20 protein-coding genes and 2 pseudogenes are annotated in these 22,597 nt (G+C 35.7%); 16 read left to right on the top strand and 6 right to left on the bottom strand.

All coding sequences use genetic code 11. The annotated features are described in order from the left end of the window. Positions 1 to 628: 628 nt before the first annotated feature. Positions 629 to 964: a winged helix-turn-helix transcriptional regulator gene (locus ACQKIM_RS03215; protein WP_427538970.1), complete on the bottom strand. Its 336-nt coding sequence runs from the start codon at positions 962 to 964 to the stop codon at positions 629 to 631. 170 nt (positions 965 to 1,134) lie between these two features. On the opposite strand from ACQKIM_RS03215, the gene ACQKIM_RS03210 reads away from it, so the two are divergent. From ACQKIM_RS03210 to ACQKIM_RS03185, 6 genes and pseudogenes are all read left to right on the top strand, one after another. Next, on the top strand, positions 1,135 to 1,758 hold the full coding sequence (locus tag ACQKIM_RS03210; protein WP_427538967.1) for a flavin reductase family protein: 624 nt from the start codon (positions 1,135 to 1,137) through the stop codon (positions 1,756 to 1,758). 474 nt (positions 1,759 to 2,232) lie between these two features. Next, complete coding sequence (locus ACQKIM_RS03205; RefSeq protein WP_427538964.1) at positions 2,233 to 2,940, top strand: hypothetical protein; 708 nt, start codon at positions 2,233 to 2,235, stop codon at positions 2,938 to 2,940. A gap of 87 nt (positions 2,941 to 3,027) precedes the next feature. Next, positions 3,028 to 3,393, top strand: a complete 366-nt coding sequence (locus tag ACQKIM_RS03200; RefSeq protein WP_427538961.1) for a hypothetical protein — start codon at positions 3,028 to 3,030, stop codon at positions 3,391 to 3,393. A gap of 257 nt (positions 3,394 to 3,650) precedes the next feature. Further along, positions 3,651 to 3,857, top strand: coding sequence for a hypothetical protein (locus ACQKIM_RS03195; protein ID WP_427538959.1), 207 nt, complete (start codon positions 3,651 to 3,653; stop codon positions 3,855 to 3,857). A gap of 552 nt (positions 3,858 to 4,409) precedes the next feature. Then, positions 4,410 to 5,041 (top strand): annotated as a pseudogene (locus ACQKIM_RS03190) (transposase); the annotation flags it as partial. 473 nt (positions 5,042 to 5,514) lie between these two features. Further along, positions 5,515 to 5,850: pseudogene (locus ACQKIM_RS03185) on the top strand (transposase); the annotation flags it as partial. A gap of 181 nt (positions 5,851 to 6,031) precedes the next feature. Here ACQKIM_RS03185 and ACQKIM_RS03180 read toward each other — a convergent pair. Further along, a complete protein-coding gene (locus ACQKIM_RS03180) occupies positions 6,032 to 6,931 on the bottom strand; it encodes a PhzF family phenazine biosynthesis protein (protein WP_427538956.1) in 900 nt (299 codons plus the stop codon). Positions 6,932 to 7,055: 124 nt separating this feature from the next. On the opposite strand from ACQKIM_RS03180, the gene ACQKIM_RS03175 reads away from it, so the two are divergent. The 6 genes from ACQKIM_RS03175 (at position 7,056) to ACQKIM_RS03150 (ending at position 12,622) form a co-directional block, all read left to right on the top strand. Then, positions 7,056 to 7,313 (top strand): LysR family transcriptional regulator, encoded by a 258-nt coding sequence (locus tag ACQKIM_RS03175; protein ID WP_427538953.1) that lies wholly within the window; start codon positions 7,056 to 7,058, stop codon positions 7,311 to 7,313. A gap of 656 nt (positions 7,314 to 7,969) precedes the next feature. Further along, a complete protein-coding gene (locus ACQKIM_RS03170; RefSeq protein WP_427538949.1) occupies positions 7,970 to 8,356 on the top strand; it encodes an Rrf2 family transcriptional regulator in 387 nt (128 codons plus the stop codon). A 410-nt stretch (positions 8,357 to 8,766) separates the two neighbouring features. After that, positions 8,767 to 9,510 carry a GNAT family N-acetyltransferase gene (locus ACQKIM_RS03165; RefSeq protein WP_427538946.1) on the top strand — a complete coding sequence of 248 codons (744 nt, stop codon included), beginning with the start codon at positions 8,767 to 8,769 and terminating at the stop codon, positions 9,508 to 9,510. A gap of 79 nt (positions 9,511 to 9,589) precedes the next feature. Further along, positions 9,590 to 10,528: a phosphotransferase enzyme family protein gene (locus ACQKIM_RS03160; RefSeq protein ID WP_427538943.1), complete on the top strand. Its 939-nt coding sequence runs from the start codon at positions 9,590 to 9,592 to the stop codon at positions 10,526 to 10,528. Between the two features lie 537 nt (positions 10,529 to 11,065). Next, positions 11,066 to 11,530, top strand: a complete 465-nt coding sequence (locus tag ACQKIM_RS03155) for a DUF523 domain-containing protein (protein ID WP_427538940.1) — start codon at positions 11,066 to 11,068, stop codon at positions 11,528 to 11,530. A 495-nt stretch (positions 11,531 to 12,025) separates the two neighbouring features. Continuing rightward, positions 12,026 to 12,622 carry a DJ-1/PfpI family protein gene (locus ACQKIM_RS03150; protein ID WP_427538937.1) on the top strand — a complete coding sequence of 199 codons (597 nt, stop codon included), beginning with the start codon at positions 12,026 to 12,028 and terminating at the stop codon, positions 12,620 to 12,622. A gap of 62 nt (positions 12,623 to 12,684) precedes the next feature. Here ACQKIM_RS03150 and ACQKIM_RS03145 read toward each other — a convergent pair whose 3' ends face one another. Continuing rightward, positions 12,685 to 12,855: a hypothetical protein gene (locus tag ACQKIM_RS03145; RefSeq protein ID WP_427538934.1), complete on the bottom strand. Its 171-nt coding sequence runs from the start codon at positions 12,853 to 12,855 to the stop codon at positions 12,685 to 12,687. A gap of 175 nt (positions 12,856 to 13,030) precedes the next feature. Next, positions 13,031 to 13,162: a hypothetical protein gene (locus tag ACQKIM_RS03140; RefSeq protein WP_427538931.1), complete on the bottom strand. Its 132-nt coding sequence runs from the start codon at positions 13,160 to 13,162 to the stop codon at positions 13,031 to 13,033. Positions 13,163 to 13,442: 280 nt separating this feature from the next. On the opposite strand from ACQKIM_RS03140, the gene ACQKIM_RS03135 reads away from it, so the two are divergent. The 3 genes from ACQKIM_RS03135 (at position 13,443) to ACQKIM_RS03125 (ending at position 17,378) form a co-directional block, all read left to right on the top strand. Next, the gene (locus tag ACQKIM_RS03135; protein WP_427538928.1) at positions 13,443 to 14,834 is read left to right on the top strand and encodes a serine hydrolase; all 1,392 of its coding nucleotides are present in this window, start codon (positions 13,443 to 13,445) and stop codon (positions 14,832 to 14,834) included. A gap of 985 nt (positions 14,835 to 15,819) precedes the next feature. Then, complete coding sequence (locus ACQKIM_RS03130; protein WP_427538925.1) at positions 15,820 to 16,329, top strand: phosphotransferase; 510 nt, start codon at positions 15,820 to 15,822, stop codon at positions 16,327 to 16,329. Positions 16,330 to 16,730: 401 nt separating this feature from the next. Further along, positions 16,731 to 17,378, top strand: coding sequence for an amidase family protein (locus tag ACQKIM_RS03125; protein ID WP_427538922.1), 648 nt, complete (start codon positions 16,731 to 16,733; stop codon positions 17,376 to 17,378). Positions 17,379 to 18,773: 1,395 nt separating this feature from the next. Here the strand turns inward: ACQKIM_RS03125 and ACQKIM_RS03120 are convergent. Next, positions 18,774 to 19,304, bottom strand: a complete 531-nt coding sequence (locus ACQKIM_RS03120; RefSeq protein ID WP_427538920.1) for a GNAT family N-acetyltransferase — start codon at positions 19,302 to 19,304, stop codon at positions 18,774 to 18,776. 551 nt (positions 19,305 to 19,855) lie between these two features. Continuing rightward, positions 19,856 to 21,361, bottom strand: coding sequence for an adenosylmethionine decarboxylase (gene speD / locus ACQKIM_RS03115; RefSeq protein WP_427538917.1), 1,506 nt, complete (start codon positions 21,359 to 21,361; stop codon positions 19,856 to 19,858). A gap of 350 nt (positions 21,362 to 21,711) precedes the next feature. Here speD and ACQKIM_RS03110 point away from each other — a divergent pair, with 350 nt between their 5' ends. Continuing rightward, positions 21,712 to 21,972 carry a hypothetical protein gene (locus ACQKIM_RS03110; protein ID WP_427538915.1) on the top strand — a complete coding sequence of 87 codons (261 nt, stop codon included), beginning with the start codon at positions 21,712 to 21,714 and terminating at the stop codon, positions 21,970 to 21,972. Positions 21,973 to 22,597: the final 625 nt, after the last annotated feature.

Genomic DNA, 22,597 nt, shown 5'->3' with positions numbered 1-22,597 from the left:
TGAGGATATAGAGGAAGTGATATTTTCCGTTGCCTTTGTACATCCCCCCAGCAGGTGGAAGGCTGAAAATGGTGAAGAATTTTATGGAAATTTATCATGCAACGGATGCGTTTTTCAAGAACAAGATGAAATGCAACAAACTCTTTTTGTACCCAATAATAGATATAAGAGATCTAAGAAGTATGAGATGGAATTTCAAGATTGGATGATAAATACAGGGAGGAAGATGATCCCCATGATTTGTTATTTGATAGATAGTATAATTAAACACGATTTGCGAGCTAGGGGGTTACGCGAGTCAACTTCTAAGTAAAATCGTACTTGTCTTGTTGCATGTTCTGTTCCAAATACGACGGAAGGTTATGCTCCGGAGTTCGGAACTGCAGGTATCGTGTTTGTGTTGCGATCGTAGCAAGCACGCTGCTGTTCCGAAAGTCTGCTGTTGTAAATTTAAAGTAAAGTCATACCGTAAAACAAAGCGTAGTTTTGCCCCTTTAGATATGTTTTGTCTAAAGGGGTTCTGTGCTGCAATATCTTCTTTAATCAACATGTTTTAGTTTAATTATTACTTTACGATCTATCGCTAAAATTATTTATATAGAATTTTTTCCCTTATAAAATTAAGTTTTCATATTTGATTTGCTACGCCCCATTTGCACATTTCCTCTAATATTGGCATTAAGCTCTTTCCTTTTGGAGTTAAGGAGTATTCCACTTTTGGAGGAATTTGAGGATATTCTTTTCTATGAACAATTCCAGAGTTCTCTAGTTCACTTAACTGAGAACTTAACATTTTGTGAGTGATAGCAGGAATTTTCTGCTTTAACTCTCCATAACGTAAAATCGTATCGGAAGATAATTCATACATTATTTTCATTTTCCACTTGCCACCGATTAACGATAATGTGAAGTCAAATGGTCTTTGTTTGTTGCGCCTTATAAAATTATTACTTAACTCTGGCAATAATATCACTCTCCTTTAAGTAAGTATCTTACAAAAAAGTGCATACTAGTTTTATTTGTATTCGTGTTTATAATTTGGGATAGATTCATGAGTAATTCAGAAGTCAATAATAATTCTATTATAGACTCGACATATTACTTAATCAAATATAGTTGAAGGAGAATGAATAGATGTCTAAAGAACAGAAACTCATATTTAATACAATTGATTTGAGCGAGGATGAGATGTATAAATTGTTAATTGGCTCTGTAATACCAAGACCGATTGCATGGGTTTCATCAAAAAGTAAGGATGGCATTTTAAATTTAGCGCCATTCAGCTTTTTTACTGTAGCTTCTCGAAATCCACCAACCCTTTTGATCTCAATAGGACCGGGCGTTAATGAACGAATGGGAAGCATTAAGGATACGTTAACGAACATTCGTGAAGTAAAGGAATATATAATTAATATGGTTCCTGAGTCGCTTGGGGAAGCGATGTATCGTTCATCGGCTAGTGTAGAGCCAGAAAAAAATGAGTTTGAGCTTGCAGGAGTGACTGTCCAGAATGGTAAAGTTTTGAATGTGCCGGCAGTGCTAGAAGCGCCAATCTCAATAGAACTTAAGTTAGACCAGATTATTCCTGTCGGTGGAGATTATCTAGTGCTTGGAAAAGTTGAATGTGTCCAAATAGATGAAGCAATCTATGCAGGAAACTATAAAATAGCTATCGATAAGTTTAAGCCGCTTGCTAGTTTGGCAGGAGACTTTGCCGGACTAATGCCTTCATTTTCATATGAACAGAAGGATACATAAATCATTTTGCTGTATCTTTAAAACAAAGTTGTACCGTTTTGAAAAAAGTTATACCGTTTAAAATAAAGATGAACTGTTTTTTTAGATCTTAGAATGATAATTTATAAAAGTTTGATCAAAAATCCTGTTATATGCAGGATTTTTCCTTATTCAGCAATTGGGCCATATTGTTGGTGCGACACGTTCTTAGGCTTAAATGAGATGTGGTTAACACAATCTCGGTAAAGGCTAGGCAATTTATATTGAAGGATATTATCAAGGAGTTGAATGATGAGGTAACTGAAGCGGACGTCCCCAGGAAGCTCTGCTCTGCGCGAAAACGAAGCGTCAGCGGAAAAGCACACTGGTAGAGCGGAAATCAACCCCTAATCATGGTGAATAACCCATGTTTTACAATTTGTGGTTTAAATATATGGTTTTTAATGTTAATATATAAATGTAGTAAATAAATATATAATATAGGGAGTGGTAAAAATGAAGAGTAAAATACGTTTAATTACAGTAACCGCTTTATGTACAACTATGTTATCGGTTCCATTATTTTCACCAGTTTCTGCTCAAGTAAGTAACTCAAAAGAAGTGTTTGAACTAAGTCAAAATCAATTAAATGCACCTATTAATCTTCTAGAAGATAATCCTATACCAGGTGTTATTATTAAAGATATCACTAGAGAAGAGTATGTAAAGAACGTTGCAGAAAATGAAAATATTACTTACGATGAGGCAGATCAGTTAGTTTCGACAAGGACTGCTCAAGGATTACAGTCTATAAATAATAAAAGAGGTACTCTGGCTCTGGCACAAGACGATGGCATTAGTTGGAGACAAGCTTCATGGACACAAGCATATTCTAAAAACTCTAATTATAAAGCTACTTTAGTGGCATCTTTTGAAATTTTCTCTAATGGTTCCTTCAGACAAATTAATAGTGCTACTTGTGGTTCTTCTCTTGCTGCTGGAGAATACTCGCCGACATGGCAACAAAGTAATTCTTGGAAAACTACAGTTTATCCTGTTTCTAAAGCCACAGTTGGAGTAACTGGTAATTTTTATACAGTTTATAACAACTCAGCTGGTGTTAGTGGTGGACTTCCTGGATTTAATGTAAGTGTTTCAACTAGTACTAGTATTACTTATGTTTCAGATCCTATGACGATCCAACGAGAATATTCGCTTTACTAATTTATGAAAAAAGTATTTATCATAGTCCTATTTTGCTTTATATTATCAGGATGCATCCCTAAATTTGATCAGACTGAATCTGGCATTATGGATGATATTACATTTGAATTAATTTCAAAAAACATTAATCCAACCACTAGGATAGAATATATAATTAAACTAACTAATAAGAGTGATTACACAATTGTCCAAAATAGTGTGTTATTTGGCTTTATCAATGATCCTGAAGAGCAGGGAGAAACAACTAATCCGTTTAGAGTGCTTGCGGCAGGCAATCAACTAAATATTAAGTCCGGCGAAAGTGTAGAGCTGTCGGTCTCCTTTTCACCTACTTTCTATAAAAAATTTACAGAATCCGAAGTAAGGATAGCGAATATTTATATTGTTGGCTATGTTAATCATTTAAAAGAGGAAAATCGTTTTGAATTTACTACGAGTTTAGCATTACAATAACTTATGTATATAAAAAACATACTAACATTAGTAGTACAAACCAAGGCATGGTTTGTGCTACTATTTTTTTATAGTAGAAGTGAAGTAAAGCCGACCAGCCTCTGGGACCATTTGTGAGTCCGTATATAAAACTGGCTAACTTCACGCCCTTAAATGAATCAGTTTAGTATGTTGGGTCCAAAGAATTGTGTATAAGAAAGGGGAATCGATAAGGTATTGTGAAGGCTTCTATAATCTGTAATAAGGCGAAGGTTAAAATGAAACATGTGATTGCGTTAGATATAAGTAAAGGGAAAAGTACCATTGCAATTTATGACGGCTATCGTCAATGGGAATTTGAAGCGACAGGCGTCTATTCAAAACCAGTCGAAACGTTTTTTAAAGATTACGGTATGCATACTGCGGCATGGATTTCCTGTACCAGGTGCACACACAATTCGTTACACATGCAAATAAATGAATGAATGAGAGAACATTATGTATCCTAAAAAATAAATTCTCCCACGCTCGCCATCCCGTAATTTTTTCCTGGTGCCGGAAACAACCGTATCGGCGCCTTACTATCACGCCATGCCCTACCCCTAAAAAATTGAATAATTTACCAATGAGGGTTTGGGGACTTTTTATATTTCTACTACCACTACAATAAGGTTACTTTCCAATAAGCATGAAACTTATTTCTTTACGGGGTCCCGTCAGATTTATGCGGATTTACAACGTTAAGCGAAATAAAGTTCCTAAATGAAAGTTTGGAAACACACTTTAAAGCCACAAAATGAAGTTTAGTTATTCCATTAAAGGGCGCAATTCTTGAATAACACAGGTAGAAAATAATCAAACTTTTTTATAAAAACCTAACTTAAAACTGCTAAAGAGGAATCCCTTTTGATCAATCTTTTTTCAAAAGGGATTCTTTTCGTAAAATAAGGGTTTGCGAGGTATTTTTGCTCAAACTTAATTTCAAAGCAAGGGGTCTGTGTAGCAATGGAACCAAATCACGCTATAAGCATTAGCGGACGATGGAAATCCCCGAGGCATACATAGGTCAAAATCAGAAGCTTCCTTCACGTGTTATTATCCATCGTTTAACAGACAATCAAACGCAAACACGCCTTAAAAACCAAGCCATACGAGAAAAGAAGAAAGGCATTAAGGAGAAAAGTAAGCACTTGATGGGGATGAATGTCTATATCACGAATACATCGCCAGAAGAAGTCCCCACTGATTATGTCCATTCCCTCTATTCCCTGCGTTGGCAGATTGAGATTTTATTTAAAACATGGAAGTTATTCTTTGAAATTGATGAAGCAAAACAATCAAAAAAGAACGCCTTGAGTGCCATTTATATGGCCAACTTATCGGCATTCACATCTGTTCTTCTACCATGTTTCAAATGCGGCAGCTACTGCTTGAAAAGAAAAAGCAGGAGTTGAGTGAATACAGGGCGATTTATATGATTAAAGATTACTTTCCATTAATATTTCAAGCAATGGCAGTTGGCACAAAAGAACTTTTGAAAATTTTGCATCGCCTTTATCATTTACTCAAAAAGAATGGTCGTAAATGCCATCGGTATAAGAAGATGACTGTCTTTGATATTCTTGGGGTTGTGTATGAAACGACGGTGAAGGACAGGCAAGCTGCCTAGAAAAAAATTGTATTTTTATAGGCTTCTTTGTCATGCCTAATTTTCTATTTCTGGCTAGTTTTGAAACCATGATCTTTGGTATCTAGTAATTTACGTTGTTAGCTTGATGGGTATGGGGTAGCATCAAATACCCATCAAGTTAATATTTTTTAATACCCCAAAACAAAAATATTGTTTTGGGGGTTATCTTGTTTCTTAGCTTGATGGTGATGTGGCGGGACCCCTATTACAGGTGTGCATGCAGTAGAACGACCTCTGCATATTTTATTATATAGGTTATTCAGTCAATATAACCATACGCTTTTTCACTTAAGTCTATTGTATTTCTAAGAAATACGACTTTATATTGATCTTTTTATAAGATTAGAGAGTATAAAATATTTTGTGTAAATGAAATAAGACGACAAAAAAAGAAGACCTTTTCTTGGTAGAATTAAGTCACCACAACCAATCCTAGAAAAGAGGTCTTCCCTATGAATCAGTTTACAACAGAAATCGTCGAAGCTCTAGTAAAAAAACAAGATATTACCGAAGTTTTTCGTTCGCATTTAGAAACAGCGGTCAATACGCTACTTGCGACAGAACTAACGGCTTTTTTAGATTACGAAAAATATGATCGAATTGTCTTCAACTCTGGCAATTCACGCAATGGTTCGTATTCACGCACGTTACATACAGAATACGGTGATTTAAACATCCAGATACCATGCGACCGCAACGGTGAGTTCAAGCAACAGACCGTCGCACCCTATAAACGTTCAAATGACACACTAGAATCAACGGTCATTCATCTCTTCCAAAAAGGGGTTTAGATTTTTTTCTACCTTTTTATTTCATGAATTTTTTTATTAGTATCAATACTCCACCGGTTTGGCTAAAAAATAACAAAGGGTAAAGTTTTACAACGAAAGATTTTTTTAGTGTCTATCTTATAGAGTACATTTTATTGTTATGAGATTTTATGAGTAAGGAATTGTTCTATAATGGTCTCTACATTAATATTTCTCCCTCTATTGAAACAACTGCTGGTCCTGCTACTTCAATAATAGGATTCTCCCCATCAGGAGTAATCGTTACATAAAGAATCCCAGGTCTATTGATAGCATGTCCTTGACCTATAACTAATTGATGTCTCTCTCCGTTAGTTAGGATGTTCTCTAAATATAAATAGCCACCTAATGCACCGTTTGCTGCTCCTGTAACGGGATCTTCATCAATTCCTATATTTGGACAAAAATCTCTTGTATAAATATCAAATTCCCCATTTGTATCAAAAGTAAAGAGATGTGTGGTGGATATGTTAAAGTCATTGTTCATCTTTTTAAGTTCCTTTAATTTAGGTTCTGCCCGGTCAATTGCTTGTCGTGTTTTAACTGGAACCAAAAGATGGGAGACTCCAGTATTCCCTATTTTTATTGGATATCTATTATCAATATCTGTATCATGTATACCAACAAGATCAGCGACTATTTTGGGGTTAATGTCTATACTTTTTATTTGAGGACGTACTTGGGTCATGGACACTTTAGTTAATTGATTGTTTTCCATAATCCATTTAACGGGAATTAGTCCTATGTTAGATTCAAAGATTATTTTTACATCCTTATTGATCCAATTGTTCTTAGTAGCCATTAACCATGCTGTACCTAAAGTGGCGTGACCGCAAAAATCAACTTCTTCGGTGGGTGTAAAGTATCTTATTCTATAATCTGCATTTGTATTTGTTGACGGTAAAAGAAAGGCAGTTTCTGAAAGGTTTAATTCATTAGCTATTTTTTGCATTTCTACGTCTGTTAAATTTTCTGCATTCGGTATTACGCCAGCAGGATTTCCCCCAAAAGTATCCGTTGTGAAAGCATCTACATAGAAAACCTTTATCTTTTTCCTCATTATATCTCCTCCTCTTTTTCTGAGATTATTGTATTATGATAGAACGAATAAGTAAAATTCATATTTTTGATAATAAACATGAAGAAGTCGAATGGAAAGATAAATCTTACATGGAGGTTATATAGTGAACCTTTTTCAAATAGAAATATTCGTCAAAGTAGTCGATATTGGAAATTTCACAAGTGCAGGGGAGAAATTGGCTATGACACAATCTGGGATAAGTCATCATATTGCTTCTTTAGAATCGGAACTAGGTATTCCTCTTTTAAATAGTGGAAGAAACGGTATCTCATTAACAGAAAGCGGAGAACGTATTATAAAATATATGAGAAATATTTTATCTAAGTGGAAGGCATTAAACAAGAGACTGCTTCTATTTTAGGTATTGAAATGGAAAAATAAATATTGGTAGCTTTTCGAAGTTTCTCATCAAAAGTGTTGCCTAAAATAATGTCAATGTTTTGAAGAGAATTTAAGGAAATAGAAATGAACTTTTTTGGAAAGATGTTGTAAATGAAATGCATGCACTCAACTATTTATGGGGCAAGCTTTTACTGTGTATGACACGTAACAATTCATGAATCCATACAAAGGAAGTGTATTACTACTTCTTAGTGACTTCGATTATTTGTAAGCCCAGTGAGTTTATTGAATACAATACAATGATTAATTACAATACAACGACAGTGATTAAATTTCAAAAAAGTGGACATAATCCGATGCTTGAATAAGTATTCAAGTAGGGATGCGACCAATGCCTAAAGACGACTATGTTTTCATGATTAAATAAAAAGGACTTTATATAGCGGTTATGCATTCAGTAATCACGTTATTTCCTGTAATTAGTAAAGTAATTACGAAGGAGATTATGGATAATGTGCAGTTGGAAGAATTAGAGAGTTTCCAACTATCTCGTTTAATACAGTAAATGAAACAGTACATCTTTTTTCCAACATGAAGACATAAATATTATTGAAACAACTTAAATTCAGTGCTATTATGGATATATAAAGTCTTTTATTGGAGTGAATAACAGTAATGAAATATTCTAAGGCTACCAATTATGCACTACACACAATGCTTTTTCTTGCAAAGGAAACACCAAATAAACCAATGGGTGTTCAACAATTAGCTGAGATGCAAGATGTTTCTCCCACCTATTTATCTAAAATACTAACCAAGTTAGTAAAAGAAGGAATGATTAACTCCGTGTCGGGTGCTAATGGTGGATATACACTTCGTCACAATTGGGAAGCTATTTCATTTTTAGATATTATACATGCAATTGAAGGCAAATCTTCGTTGTTTGATTGTTGTTTATACAACGATCCTAAGTGTGTAATAAAAGAAGTAATGCTATCGGCTGAAGAAAAACTAGAGAATGAGTTAAGAAATAGAAAAATATCGGATTTTGTGAAAAAATAGTCGTGGATTTAATCCACCATTATTTTTTGAATGTTCGAGGATATAGAGAGTCTTTTAAGTCCTTTGAAGAAATTTAACAAGCGATCTTAGAATTTTTACACTCTGAACTAAGAACTCTTCTTGGTTGCTTACTTCTATAAATTTTCAAGTAGTTATAGCTTGTTCTTTGGAGGCTACGGGAATTCAAGTAGCGATAACAATTAATGCAGATATTTCAATTGAAGACTTTTAAAAAAATTTAGCCCTTGAATGGGGGAAGGCTGATTAAATAATTAAAATTTTGAAGTAGAAGTATACCAGAATATAGTAAAGGGGGAGGTTTAGAATGTGAAAAAACAAGAAATCAAAATGAGATGATAGGATAAATATATATTCTTAAATAGAATTTCAATTATAGGGAGGAAATAAGTATGCCATTATTTTCACAAACGATAACTGACTTTTGGGAGTCACAATTTTTAAATGGAGACGTTATCTACAACGATGAAAATTTTACTGTCACCATCAACCATGACCTGATTGAAGACAGTCGGGTCATGGTGCTGGAAACAGCTGATGGTCGGGTTTTGACAGTCTTAACACCTGAAATGGCTGAGAAGTTAGACCTTTCTAAAGGACAAGACCTTTCTGATCTAGCCTTCCGCCAGAAATTGAATGAGGGAGGAGTTACACTACATGGCGCCGATTATCTTTTTTATTTTTCGGAAGCAGAAAAGAGCGTCTTGCTACAAGAAAACCAAGAGGGAGCATTGCGCCGATTAACAGAGCAGGATAATGCGATTTTCTCAGAGTTTGAATCCTCCGCCACTGAACAAGATTTGGATGACGCTTCTGTGGAGTTGGATCATTGGGCAGTGTTTGGTTCTTTTGAGCAAAATCGCTTGGTCTGTGCTTCCAGTATGTATCCTTGGGAAGAAGATGTACAAATAGCGGATCTCGGCGTATTAACTCTGTCATCTTTTAGAGGAAAAGGTCATGCTCGTAAAGTGGTGCGTTCAATCTGCAAATACGCCTATGAGCACGGTTACGAACCACAGTATAGATGCCAGCTCGATAACGAGGCTTCTATATTCTTAGCTAAAGCTGCAGGTTTAATACTGTTTGGAAAGTGGGATGTAATTTCCCCTGACTGCACTGTCGGAGAGTCCGAGTAGATAGGGATATATAAAATAATATAAAGTGAGTGACCAAACGCTAAGCCAATAAAGATAAAAAAGATAAGGAAGTGAGTTTATGAGTAATGAAAAGGTGTTAAAAAAATTTCTGTTTGATGTAACTGAAGAACCAAAAAGTATTTATCCTTACGCTCCTGTTTATAAGGTGGAACAAGGTGGCGAGTCTTACATTGTTAAAAATACGGTATCGCCAATTGAAGAAGCAGTGAAGCTTGCGAATTTCGTAGGAAGATTGCATAAGCTTGGGGTTCCTATTGTAGCTCCAGTCCCAATGAGTGTTGACAATCCTCAACAAGTAGATGAAACAGTATGGGTGGTTTATCCGTTTATAAAGGGCATGTCCTATACGGGGAAAGATGATGAAATTTATGAGGCTGGTAAGTTACTTGGGCGTATTCATTACTTATCATCGGAGAATAATGAAGAAGGTCTGGATATCTATGATGAGTTTGATTTTGAGGAGCAGGAAATAAAAGAGGATTTAGAGGAAATAATAGGTCATGCTGAGAAGAGAGGAATTTCACTGGATGAAGGTCAATTAAGTGAACAAATACTCAGAATTATTGAACAGCAAAGGACCTTAAAGGTTTTGAAATTACCATCAGTGGCTACACCCTATGATTATAAGGCAGATAATCTAATTTATAATGACTACGCAAAGCCTTATCTCATTGACCCGGATAACGCTACCTTTTTACCAAGAATCTATGATTTAGCATTGGCATTGCTTCTATTTCACAATGCATTGGATACAGCCCCTGACCGTATATTTGATATCAAACAATGGTCCTTATTTAAAAAAGGATATTTTGAGTTTGTAGAGATTACAGATATGGAAAGAAAGCATTGGCAAGATGTTGTAAGGCATATTTTCTTGGATGAAGTAATCTGGTTGATGGCTGACTTTGAAGAAGGCTGGGATGATCAAAGGCAAGTTAATTTTTTCAATTCTCTATTATCACTAGTCAAGGATATGGAATCCTATGATTTAAAATAATGAATTCAAGGTAACAGTAGAAATCTCAAGAAAAAGGATTATCTTCCTAATCAAAGCTAGAAAAATCAGCTTTAAATTAAGAAGAAGACTGAATCAATCATCAAAATTCTTATCCACTTAATCTATAAGAATAGTCACTTTGTATCTCAAAATCACAATCTATCAGCTTATTCAATATAATAAAAAAAATCATATGCTGATGCGTATGTGCCGAGCAGTAGCGTAAAAAAAGAGGACAAAGAAAACTATCCCACTACATTTTTCAGGCGAAACTTCGAATGCATTTTCTCTCTACATACCGAGTAAACGGTCAAAGGTTTTTTTCACCTTTGACGGGCTACTCGTGATGTGAACAGATGTTGCGCAACACAAAAAATTAACTTGAGTGTGTCTAAAATCTCGACGTAGAACCAAGATGATTACCGCACAGAGGGAACAAGGTTAGAATCATTAGCGATATGATAGTAAGAACTGCTGATGGATTTTTTATTGAGCTATAGTTGTACTTATACGAACGCTTAAAAATGAGGTGTGCATATGATTTTAATAAGTGCCTGCTTAGCAGGATTAAAGGTACGTTATAACGGAACAGATAGTTTAGACGAAAGAATTCAACAGTTTGTGTTAGAAAATAAGGCAGTAACTGTATGCCCTGAACTTATGGGAGGTTTTTCGACGCCACGTGAGCCCGCTGAAATAGTCGGCGGAGATGGTGAAGATGTTCTTGATGGAAGAGCGAAAGTGGTTGAAAAATCTGGACGAGATGTAACAGAGCTTTATTTAAAGGGAGCATATGCAACATTACAGAAAGCGCTTGAAGTAGGCGCAACTAAGGTTATTTTAAAAGAGTATAGTCCATCCTGTGGTAGTGCAATGATTTACAATGGTGATTTCAATAGTACAAAATTAGTAGGTGTAGGTGTAACAACCGCATTGCTAAGAAGAAATAATATCGCCGTCTTTTCCGAAGAAGATTTTTCTGAGTTATTTATGCAAATTTGATAGTGAAATATGTAATTACCATAAGAACAAAATTAATAGATCTGGAATAATAATGGTTCCAGTGCTAAATCTATCAAATAATTTTAAGCAACATCGAATAGACCTAATAAAAAAGCGGTCATTAAGAATATAACAGTAAGATGGTATTTGTTATGAGTACTGCTTGAGAAATAGGACATCTCAAGCCATTGCATTTAGAAAATGGGATGAATGTACTCGGTTTTGAATTAGAAGAGCAAGGGATATATTCTTTTAGTGGAAACTTTTCTCAGAATGAAGATGTATTCACAATTATTAAATTTTAATTAATATATAGGTTAGATGGAGCGTGTATTTATTTTTAAAACACGTCCTTTCACTGCTATTTAAAGGACCAGATTATTGAAGAAACTTTTTGAACAGGGCAGAATCGTATGGAAGATTAATTTAACTAAAATTGTGAATTTTCTGGTAAATTAAACGAAGATAAAATAAATAAAAAAAGAGGAATCCTATATGAATAAAAGACAGTGGAGAGTAGGAATTTTTTTATTTGATGATGTAGAGGTTTTAGATTTTGCAGGTCCATTTGAAGTTTTTTCTGTCACAGAATTAGAAAATGGTCATCAGCCATTTGTAGTAGAAACAGTATCAGAAAAAGGGAACATGGTAATTGCATGTAATGGGTTAAAGATACAGCCAGATTACAGTTTCGAGACTATACCTAGATTTGATATTTTAATTATCCCTGGTGGTCTAGGTGCTAGGGAGCATGAAGTACGTAAAGATAATGTAATCAAGTGGATTACAAATCAAATGAAAACGGTGCAACTAATGACATCTGTATGTACAGGTGCTTTATTATTAGCAAAGGCTGGTTTACTTAACGGTAAAATGGCAACGACTCATTGGGCAAGTATTGAAAGATTAGAAAAAGAATTTCCTCAAGTCGAAGTACAACGAGAAGTTAAATTTGTAGATGAAGGCAATGTAATTACGTCAGGTGGGATTTCAGCAGGCATCAATATGTCATTTCATATTGTAAAGCGATTATTAGGTTCTGAAGTTGCTCGAGAAACTGCCAAAATTATGGAATACGATATTGTTATTTAAATCATTATTGAACGAACGGGCGCGATTGTTGAAGATCGAAGGTAGAAAATGTTTAAACTTTTTTATAAAAAGTGACCCCTAAAAGTGACCCCTAAAAGTGACCCTGAATATATCATAAAGTCTAGTTCTCCTAGGTCTAGACTAACAACGTATGAATCAATCACTCGCACAGGATTATCAATATGGACAAAGTCCTTCAAGATATAACGGTCTTCTTCTCCAACAAATGCCATGTGATCAGCTCCTTTTTACTTGTATGGCTAGTATTTGTTTAATGTTTTTTTGGATGCAACGGATCATGTTTGTGAAAATACTGGAGGTATTCTTGGATTGTAGATTCTTCTATATTAAATAGAATAGGATTCACTAGATTTTTTTGATTGTCAACAAACCAAAATAATGAGGACTTTAACTTAATTTTTCATACAGAATGTTTAGTACGTCGTAGCGATAGGTTTCTAGATTTGGATTAATCTGTATGTTTGCTAAAGTTTGAACTGCACTTAGTATTGCATTAGAATCTTGGGTAGTTAGATTCATGGAAAATCCCCTCCTTAGCTATAACAGATCGGAAGCTTTCTCCTGTCGGTCTCCTATCTGATATTACATTAACGACGGAGAGAAACTTAGACGAAGACACGGGAATCATCCCCCAGGCTGCTGCCATGAATCTGTTATCCCTCGTATTAATGGGGATAAAGATGAAAAATCAGGAGCGAATTCAAGCTCATCAGCAAAGTTTGGAACAATTATACTCCACTTATGATGTGTATTTAGAATAAACTTATGTATTCCTATCTTGAAGGAGGAGAAATACGCTATGAATCAGGAGATTGAAAAGAGAATTGAACGAATCGTAAATGGCTTACTGAAAGAGGGTACTCTTAAGAACCAATATGAAAAGGCTACGCTCACAGAAAGGTTGAATGCTACCAATACACCTGGTGTTAGTATCGCTGTGATTAACAACTATGAGATTGAGTGGGCATGTGGATTTGGTGTAAAGGAGTGTGGGAAACCTGAACCTGTCACCACAGATACACTCTTTCAGGCCGCATCTGTCAGCAAACCGATCTTTGCCACAGTTGTGATGAAATTGATACAGGATGGCAAGCTTGATCTCGATGAAGATGTCAACAACTACCTCACTTCTTGGAAGGTTCCAGCTAACGGTGCCTGGCAGCCTGCAATCACTCTCCGCCAATTACTTAGCCATACAGCGGGACTTACTGTTGATGGTTTTCCAGGCTATCTAAGAAATGTTGATGCACCATCCGTTTTACAAATTCTTGATGGAGAAAGCTCTTCCGCCACTCCTGCCGTTCGGGTGAACATAATGCCCGGAACCCAATTCCGTTATTCTGGAGGCGGCACAACTGTCGCTCAGCAGGCTGTATCAGATTATTTGGATAAGAGTTTTCCGGACATTATGCATGAATTATTACTGGGTCCTCTGCAAATGGATAGAAGCACATATGAACAACCTCTTCCTGAGAAATGGCATGATTCTGCCGCTACCGCACATCCTTGGAAGTCTCAACCGGTTCAAGGTAAATGGTATGTCTATCCGGAGATGGCAGCGGCAGGTCTTTGGACAACTCCCTCTGATCTTGCTCGTGTTGGCTTGGAATTGCAGTTAGCTTTGAAAAATAAATCAGGCCAGTTGTTTTCAGCGGATATTGTTAAACAGATGTTAACTCATCAGGTAGAAAACGATATGGGAATTGGCTTTTTCTTAGAAGGGGACGAGGAAAATACCCGTTTTAGTCACGGCGGATGGAACGAAGGTTTTGTTTCCCAGATGATGATGTACAAGAATCACGGTATGGGAGCTGTCATCATGCTGAACTCAAACGAAGGTGACGATATACTTCGGGAAATTGAGCGAGCTATCGCCCGAGAGTATAATTGGCCTGGCTATTTTCCAAATGAAAAAATAGTAATCGCCGTGACTCCAGAGATTTTAGATACTTATGTAGGCGAATATGTAACACCATTTGGTTTGAAACTAGTAGTTACTAAGGAAAATGGTATCCTTTTCATGCAGCCTGCTGGTCAAGCTCCTATAGAGCTGTATTCCGATTCAGATACGAAGTTTTTTATGAAGGTCATAGACACTGAAGTTACATTTGAGACGGTAGAAGATAAAGTAACGGGATTAGTTCTTCTTCAAAGCGGACAACCAATTCCGGCTGAAAAGATGAGTGGATAGGTAAATTGGAAAGAAAAGTAAAAAGTCGTTTTTTTCGCGTTTCTTTGTATAGTAATTAGGGCTGCTGAACATTAACTTCTCTCAGCTTTCACAAGGGTTAAGCCGCCGTTTCATCATTCTCTCATGACGCATTGGTGCCGATGTCATCAATCAAATCAACGACTGGATCTTGGAAGAAGAAGTACACGCGACAAGTAAGATCGTGATGACGATGGCTCCAATCGTCCTTCGGGCGGACATACTACCGATGATCGTGCTGGCGATTCAAACGAAGAACAGCGGAAAAACACAGTTACACTCATGCTGGACGCCAATTGCACCCCAGTGGATATCTCGTATCCGACCGAGCGTTAAAGTGAACGCTCCGGTCGAATTCGGTGCCAACTGGCGATCAGTTTGGTCGAAGGCTATGCGCGAATGGAGAAGCCTTTGGACATACGGTCGGCTGGCGAAGCGTAGTATATCGAGAGACAAGGTTGTTATGTTGAACCTGATTCCCTGGATCCTTACAAGACAAGTATGTCAGCAAGCGCTGCTATTAATTAGTACATGAAGCATATAAATTTCTGGGGAAATCTGAGAAGATTATAAAAAGTAATTATCCAGAAATAGCGAAGTTTATTTCTGATTCAGCGAAAGAAAGTATATCTGAACAAAAGTTAATAAGAAGGGCAAATCTAGAAAAAGCAATAATTCATATTTATAATCATTATGGTAGGGTTGATTACTCTCTTTTAAGTGAATTTTTAGGAGTTACAGAAAAGACATTAACGAGTTCTTCAGGAGTATATAAAGGAATCGGTTCATTGATAAAGCGTACGTTAGCTGACTTACGAGAAGATGAAAGATTCTATACAAACATTTGATAACAGGGTCTTTTAGTAGATTGGATGCTCGTCGATGTGCGAGATGTAATAACCAAAAAGACCGCCCTAAAAATGGTAGAAATAGTTTATGACAATATGAATTATAGAAATATGGAATTATGACAATTTTTATTATAAATAGTGTCACTATTTCACTGGATGAAGGTCAATTAAGTGAACAAATACTCAGAATTATTGAACAGCAAGAGGCCTTAAAGGTTTTGAAATTACCATCAGTGGCTACACCCTATGATTATAAGGCAGATAATCTAATTTATAATGACTACGCAAAGCCTTATCTCATTGACCCGGATAACGCTACCTTTTTACCAAGAATCTATGATTTAGCATTGGCATTGCTTCTATTCCACAATGCATTGGATACAGCCCCTGACCGTATATTTGATATCAAACAATGGTCCTTATTTAAAAAAGGATATTTTGAGTTTGTAGAGATTACAGATATGGAAAGAAAACATTGGCAAGACGTTGTAAAACATGTTTTCTTAGATGAAGTAATCTGGTTGATGGCTGATTTTGAAGAAGGTTGGGATGATCAAAGACAAGTTAACTTTTTCAATTCTCTACTATCGCTATTCAACGATATGGAATTCTATGATTTAAAATAACGGATTCAAGATAACAGTAGAAATCTACAAGAAAAAGGATTGTCTTTCTAATCAATGATAGAAAAATCAGTTTAAGAAGAAGACTGAAACAATCAATCAAAATCCTTATCCACTTGATTTATAAGAATAGTCACTTTGTATCTTAAAATCAAAATCTATCAGCTTATTCAATATAATAAAAAAATCATATGCTGATGCCTACGAAAAAATGTGCTGAGCAGTAGTGTAAAAAAGAAGACAAAGAAAACTATCCCACTACATTTTTCAGGCGCAACTTCGAATGCATTTTCCACTCTACATCCTGAGTAAGCGGTCAAAGGTTTTTTTTCGCTTTGACGGGCTTACTCGTGATGTGGAAAACTCCAAAAATGGCCGTTGCGCAACACAAAAAATTAACTTGAGTGTGTCTAAAATCTCGACGTAGATCCACTGTTCAATTATGCCGAGAGTTAGGTCATATTGTAGTGGAGGCTTCACCACAATACGAGCAAGAACCATTCGCTAATGCAACGTTAAATATATGGACAGCGAATATTTATAAAACGATTGAAGTTGCAGCGAGTTTAACTGGTAAAACACCTTCTGATAAAAATATTGAAGCGGCTATCTGGCAATACTATCAATATGGGAAGGAATTAAAAGCTTCGGACTTATTAGATGCGATTAATACTAATGCAATGGTATCCAGACAGGTCGGGGGATTCTTTACGGATTACGACATCTTATTATCGCCAACTTTGGCAAATTTGCCAGCAAAAATTGGTGAACTAAATGCCGATAATTCATCGATTAATGCACGAGAATGGCATGAACAAATTTTCTCATATGCACCATTTACGAATTTATTAAACGTAACTGGTCAGCCTTCAATTTCATTACCTTTGATGATGAGTAGTACTGGTTTACCTATTGGGATGCAGTTTGCAGGTAGATTCGCTGATGAAGCTACGTTACTTCAATTAGCGGCGCAATTAGAACAAGCCTTACCATGGAAAGATCGTAAACCAAGCATGTATACATCGACAATTTTAGAAAATCAATTGAAATAGGAGCAAGCGAAAACTCCCAGTAAAAAATGGAGGGCACTGAAAAGTTCATTTCGTTCATTTTGTGAAGTATTCGATGATTCAATTGTCGAATACCTTTTTTTCATTTAGCATTGTTGTTCCTTCCTCTGTTGTTAAGCATTCCGTCGCTCTCTCGAAGAGTTGAGCGATACTTCTCAACAACGCAATCGATTATACTACTATTTCCATCCCCATCCATAAAAGCACTAATACTTAGATGGTACTCCCAATGATTCCAAACCAAGAAACACTCAATTTAAGCCCAAAACTATAAAAAAGGGTCACTTGGAAGGAGTGACCCTTAGTAACGAAATTCGGAGGTGCAAGACTAAATTAGCTTACATCACTATTAATATGACATAATAGCAATGTTTGTATAGATTATAGCCTGAGAAATAGATTTAAAAATAAAAAAACTGTGACAGTCAACCAATGCCACAGTCTATAAAGCTTAATAATAATATGTGCAAATTACGGTTATATATACATTCAAAAAAAGCCACAGCATCGACACACGCTACTGCCAAAAACAATATAAAGATTAGAACTATTAATAGGGTCACTCAGACGAAAGTGATTCTATAAAGGAGAGCCCTTATAACTTAATCAGCTTCTATTTGGATAGCTTAAATATCTTGACAGTCAACGATAATTGTTGAACCAGGTACTCCAAATTGATATTGATTACGTGAGTTATGAGGGAAATGAGGACAAATAATTGAGGAACCCAAGAAAATAATACGATCAAAAATAAACAAAAGACCTATATCTCAATAAAGATATAGGTCATAGTGTTGAAAAACTAAATGATCAAGGGACTCTTTGTGAACACTACTAAGTCAAATGAAGGTGATTTCCGTTCCAGGCTACTCGCTTTGCCGCTGACGCTTCACTTTCGCGCAGAGCAAGGCTTCCTGTGGGCGAGCGACGAGCCGCTTCCTGCGCTGACGCTCCGTGCAGGGTCTTTATGTATAGAATCATTTTGTTGCTTTACATAAAGCCACTTATTGCTGTCACTCGTTTTCGCATAGAAAAATGTTTTCAAAGCTCCACTATTGCGCAAAATAGTATTGGTTAGGACTTCATTTTATCACTACACATTTATGTGAAATGCCAATAGAAAATACGATGAGCAATGGTTGATTGGAGTGTAGACTGAGTGACTCCTCGGGGATTCAGCGTCACAGATGAGACCCTGGAGCGAGCGAGTGAAGCGGCTCATCGGACGCCCCCAGGAAAGCACTCAGTCGGAACGGAGATCAACCCCTCGTTTTGAAAAAGGGTTATACTTTTTAATTTGTCACCTTGATGTCATTGACATAATAGTATTTCAACAACATGACCTATATCTCAATAAAGATATAGGTGAAATTATAATTAATCAGTTTTTAAGAGTGAATAAATATTAATATCTATAAAATTTCCTTTAGATTTTTCGTATTGTCTAAGTGTACCTTCAAAGGTGAAATTAAGTTTTTGTAATACCTTAATAGAATTCACATTTTCAGGTTCTACCTTTGCTTCAATTCTATTTAGTTCTAAAGTTTGGAAAGCATAATTAAGTAGTGCTCTGATACCTTCTGGGGCATAACCCATGCCCCAGTAGTCTTTAGCAATGTCATAGCCAATTTCGGCTTTAGAATTTTCAAAGTCTATAAAATTGAATCCACAAGTACCAATTATTTCGTAGGATTTTAGTTCAATCATGCTGAAGCGAATAGCTTTATTAGCCTGAGCCAATTCCTCAAAAAGTTCAATCATTTCTTTTGCTTGTGTTTCATGTGTAAATCTAGAGTTGTTCATGAATTTAGTTACATCTGGGTCAGACCAAATTTTAAACAAGCTGTGTGAGTCTGAAACTTGCATTCTCCTTAAATTCAATCTTTGGGTGTTTAGTTCTTTTATCAATACTTTTACCTCCAATATTTTTAATGAGCTGGATGAAAAATATTAACCATCTGTGCATAGTTCAGTCCCTTCAAGTTTGTCTAATTTTAGTATACTAAGAGAAGAAAATTTAGGGAACTTTTTGAGGGTCGTTTAGAAAGATCTTGTAAGGTAAATCGAAAAGAGGATAATGATGAAATAAAATCATTTAATGAACAATTACGGTAACAAGTCCCCAGATGATATACTGGTTTATCTTAGTATAAAATAATGAATAAATATAATAAGGCATAGAAAGCTCAAGAGGTTATCCGTTTATTATTTGAAGTGTATGGTATCAAAATGGAATGGGAAAATAGAGGCCCATGATAAGTTGATAGCGTGTGAAAATTTATCTAAACTCAATAAGCAACTTAAAAAATTATCGGGGAATGGTTAATCGATAATCATGCTGACCTTAGAACTCTAACAGGAAACAACAGTTGAATAGAAGGCAAATTCTATTCAACTGTTATACTAGATAAATTCTAGATGTTTCGGTTTGCATTTTAATGGCTTATGTTACGCATTTTCTATTTACCTCGATGTACGTAATGCTGTGTGGCATTTCCAGCATTAAATTGCTCAGTAATATATTGTACAGCCTCTTGTAAAGCTAATTTACTGTTACAAGTGAAAACATCTATTGCCGCGTAACCAAATTCTGGCCATGTATGAATCGTCAAATGCGACTCTTGTATAATGACTACACCGCTAACTCCATAAGGTGAAAAGTGATGGAAATGCTCGGTTACAATTGTTGCCTTTGCTTTGTGGGCAGCTTGACACATAATTGTTTTAATTTTTTGCACGTCATTAAGTAATGCAACGTCGCAATCATGCAACTCTAATAAAATATGATGACCTAATGCATGATGGGACTGTGTTTTTTGTACTGTTCTCTTTATTTGTGAAAACTTTTTATTTTTGCAGCTTGGACAACCACTGGATTGGAGCTGAGTAATCGTAGTGTATTCATTGCCAGCTCCGACTGTAAGTGAGTTCCTACAATGATTACACTGATAAACAACAGATTTCCGCTCAACTTCACCTGTGTAAATTGGTCGCATAAATTTACGCTGATTAGGAATATAGGAAATCATTTGGTCTGTTGTTTGTAATACGAATAACTGACTTGTAGCTCCTAAAATCTGTGCACCTTCATAGTTGTTTATGTCGTAATGAATATTATTAATCACAAAGCCCATAGCATGTAAGCTTTGCTGTAGCTCCCACTGCTTTTTATAGCTACGTTTGGCGTAGGAAAAAAACACATGCCGCATTGCTTCTGGCTTTAGTGCATTAATTACACGTGACAAAAAGAGCTGTGCGCCAATCAAGGTATACGGTGTGTCTGTGTATACGCAATCAAACTGATGGGCGTATGTTTTAGGCAAGGGCTCCTGAACGTTATAATAATCTACTTTAATCGGAAGCCCATAGTCTTTTGCTATTTTGCTAATCGTGCTCAAAACTCGTCTATCAATATCTAATACAACAATTTTAGTTGCAGAGTGTGGAGCGATTTTCTTTAGTAAAAATGCTAATGCAATACTGATGAAATCATCATCACCTAAACATAAAATGCGCTTATTAAGTAGCACCGTATAGTCTAGTGCGAGCAATGCTCGTTTTAAGGCTGTCTCAACTGTACATTTAGCTTGATCTATTGCTACGTCGGCTGTTGGCCTAGCATCATAAATAGTGCTTAACTCGCTAATATTTTTTGTAATCCATTCAGAACGAAAAGCTTGATCAGTCGTTAATTGAAGGTAAAGTTCAGTATCAGCACCTGAGAGTTGAAAATACTGTGAGATAGCTAGCTGTCCCTTTTTCGTTAAGCTATGTTTACCCCAGCCTTGCTTAGCAAATTCTTTCTTCATTGCTGAAACGATAGGTATTGGTAAGTCTGTCATATAAGCTAAAGATTTAGTTGTACAATTTTTATGGAAATATAAAGCAAGTAATGCCTTTTCTAATGTTTGATAATGTTCTTCAAGTTGCATATCAGCTGTAATTTGTTGTAATTGTTTTTGCATTGTAGATTCGTCCTCTCAATTTTAACTGGAAAAAAATTAAAATTGTCTAAATCAACGAATAGAAAAAGCGCGACTAAAATTAGTCGCGCTAAATGTTTATACAAAGCTAACTAATTCTAATCTTGCTTTTTTTGCACAACAAATAACACCCGTATAAAGGTGGTTTGTTCAACAAAAGTAAGCTATTACGTTGATTTAGATTAGAATGCTACATTTAACAAAAAGTTCACCCTTTAATAAAATTATATATTAACTATATAATAGATATAGTAATCTTGCAAGTTTTAGTAATTCACGCTTAACAGTGAATACAAAATGAGGATAGTAATTTATAAAAGGGGCCACGTGGATTGGAGCCCCTGACTAAGGGCATTTCTACAAGTCACAGCTTTACCACATATCGTGGTGAAGGGGAATCAAAGTTTTTAATGGAAGAAACCTTGATTATCTACGAAAGGGAGAATGTAGAAATTGAAATATTTGAAGCGATAAAAGAGAATAAGGTAGCCATTGCATTATATAAGAAATATGGCTATGTTATTGCAAATCAATTACTATTTTTAAGTGGCGAAAATGAAGGAAGTAGAAAATACAAGCGCAATTCGCATTGAAACCATTCGTCCAGAGAAGCTATCACATTTTTCCTTTTATCAGGAAGAAGTTCTTTGGCAATGTAGTTGTCACAGTCTTACGCAGGGAGAAGCTAAGGTTTTCTATAATGGCGAAAATGAAGTGTTGGTTATATGTTATATAGAACAAATTTGGATGAAAAAGGTGAGGGAGAGCGTATACTACTCTACCAATTGGTGCTGCTAGAAGAAGGTACCGAAATAAAGGATAAGAAAATGTTTTTCGTAGAGGGGGATACTCAAAGTTCAACCCTCAGTATGTGATTTATTTGCGGAGGATTGGTAATAGTAGAATAATTATCGGGGAAGTCAATTCTTGAATTTTGATTTGACTTATTTTTGTGAGGGAAAATGTTATGAAGTTTGAAGAATATAACAGTAAGATGCTATTTGTCATGAAAAGATATGGGTTATATTCTTTAAGTGAAGACTTTTCTAAGGTAGAAGTTGTATTTGCAATTATGAAATTTTAATATATAGATTAAATGGAGCGTGTTTTTTAAAACACGCTCTTCATGTTGTTGAAATACTATTATGTCAATGACATCAAGGTGACAAATTAAAAAGTATAGCCCTTTTTCAAAACGAGGGGTTGATCTCCGTTCCG

It is taken from the genome of Lysinibacillus sp. NPDC047702 (assembly GCF_050272555.1).
Taxonomy (GTDB): domain Bacteria; phylum Bacillota; class Bacilli; order Bacillales_A; family Planococcaceae; genus Lysinibacillus.
This window is presented reverse-complemented; position numbering and strand designations above follow the sequence as displayed.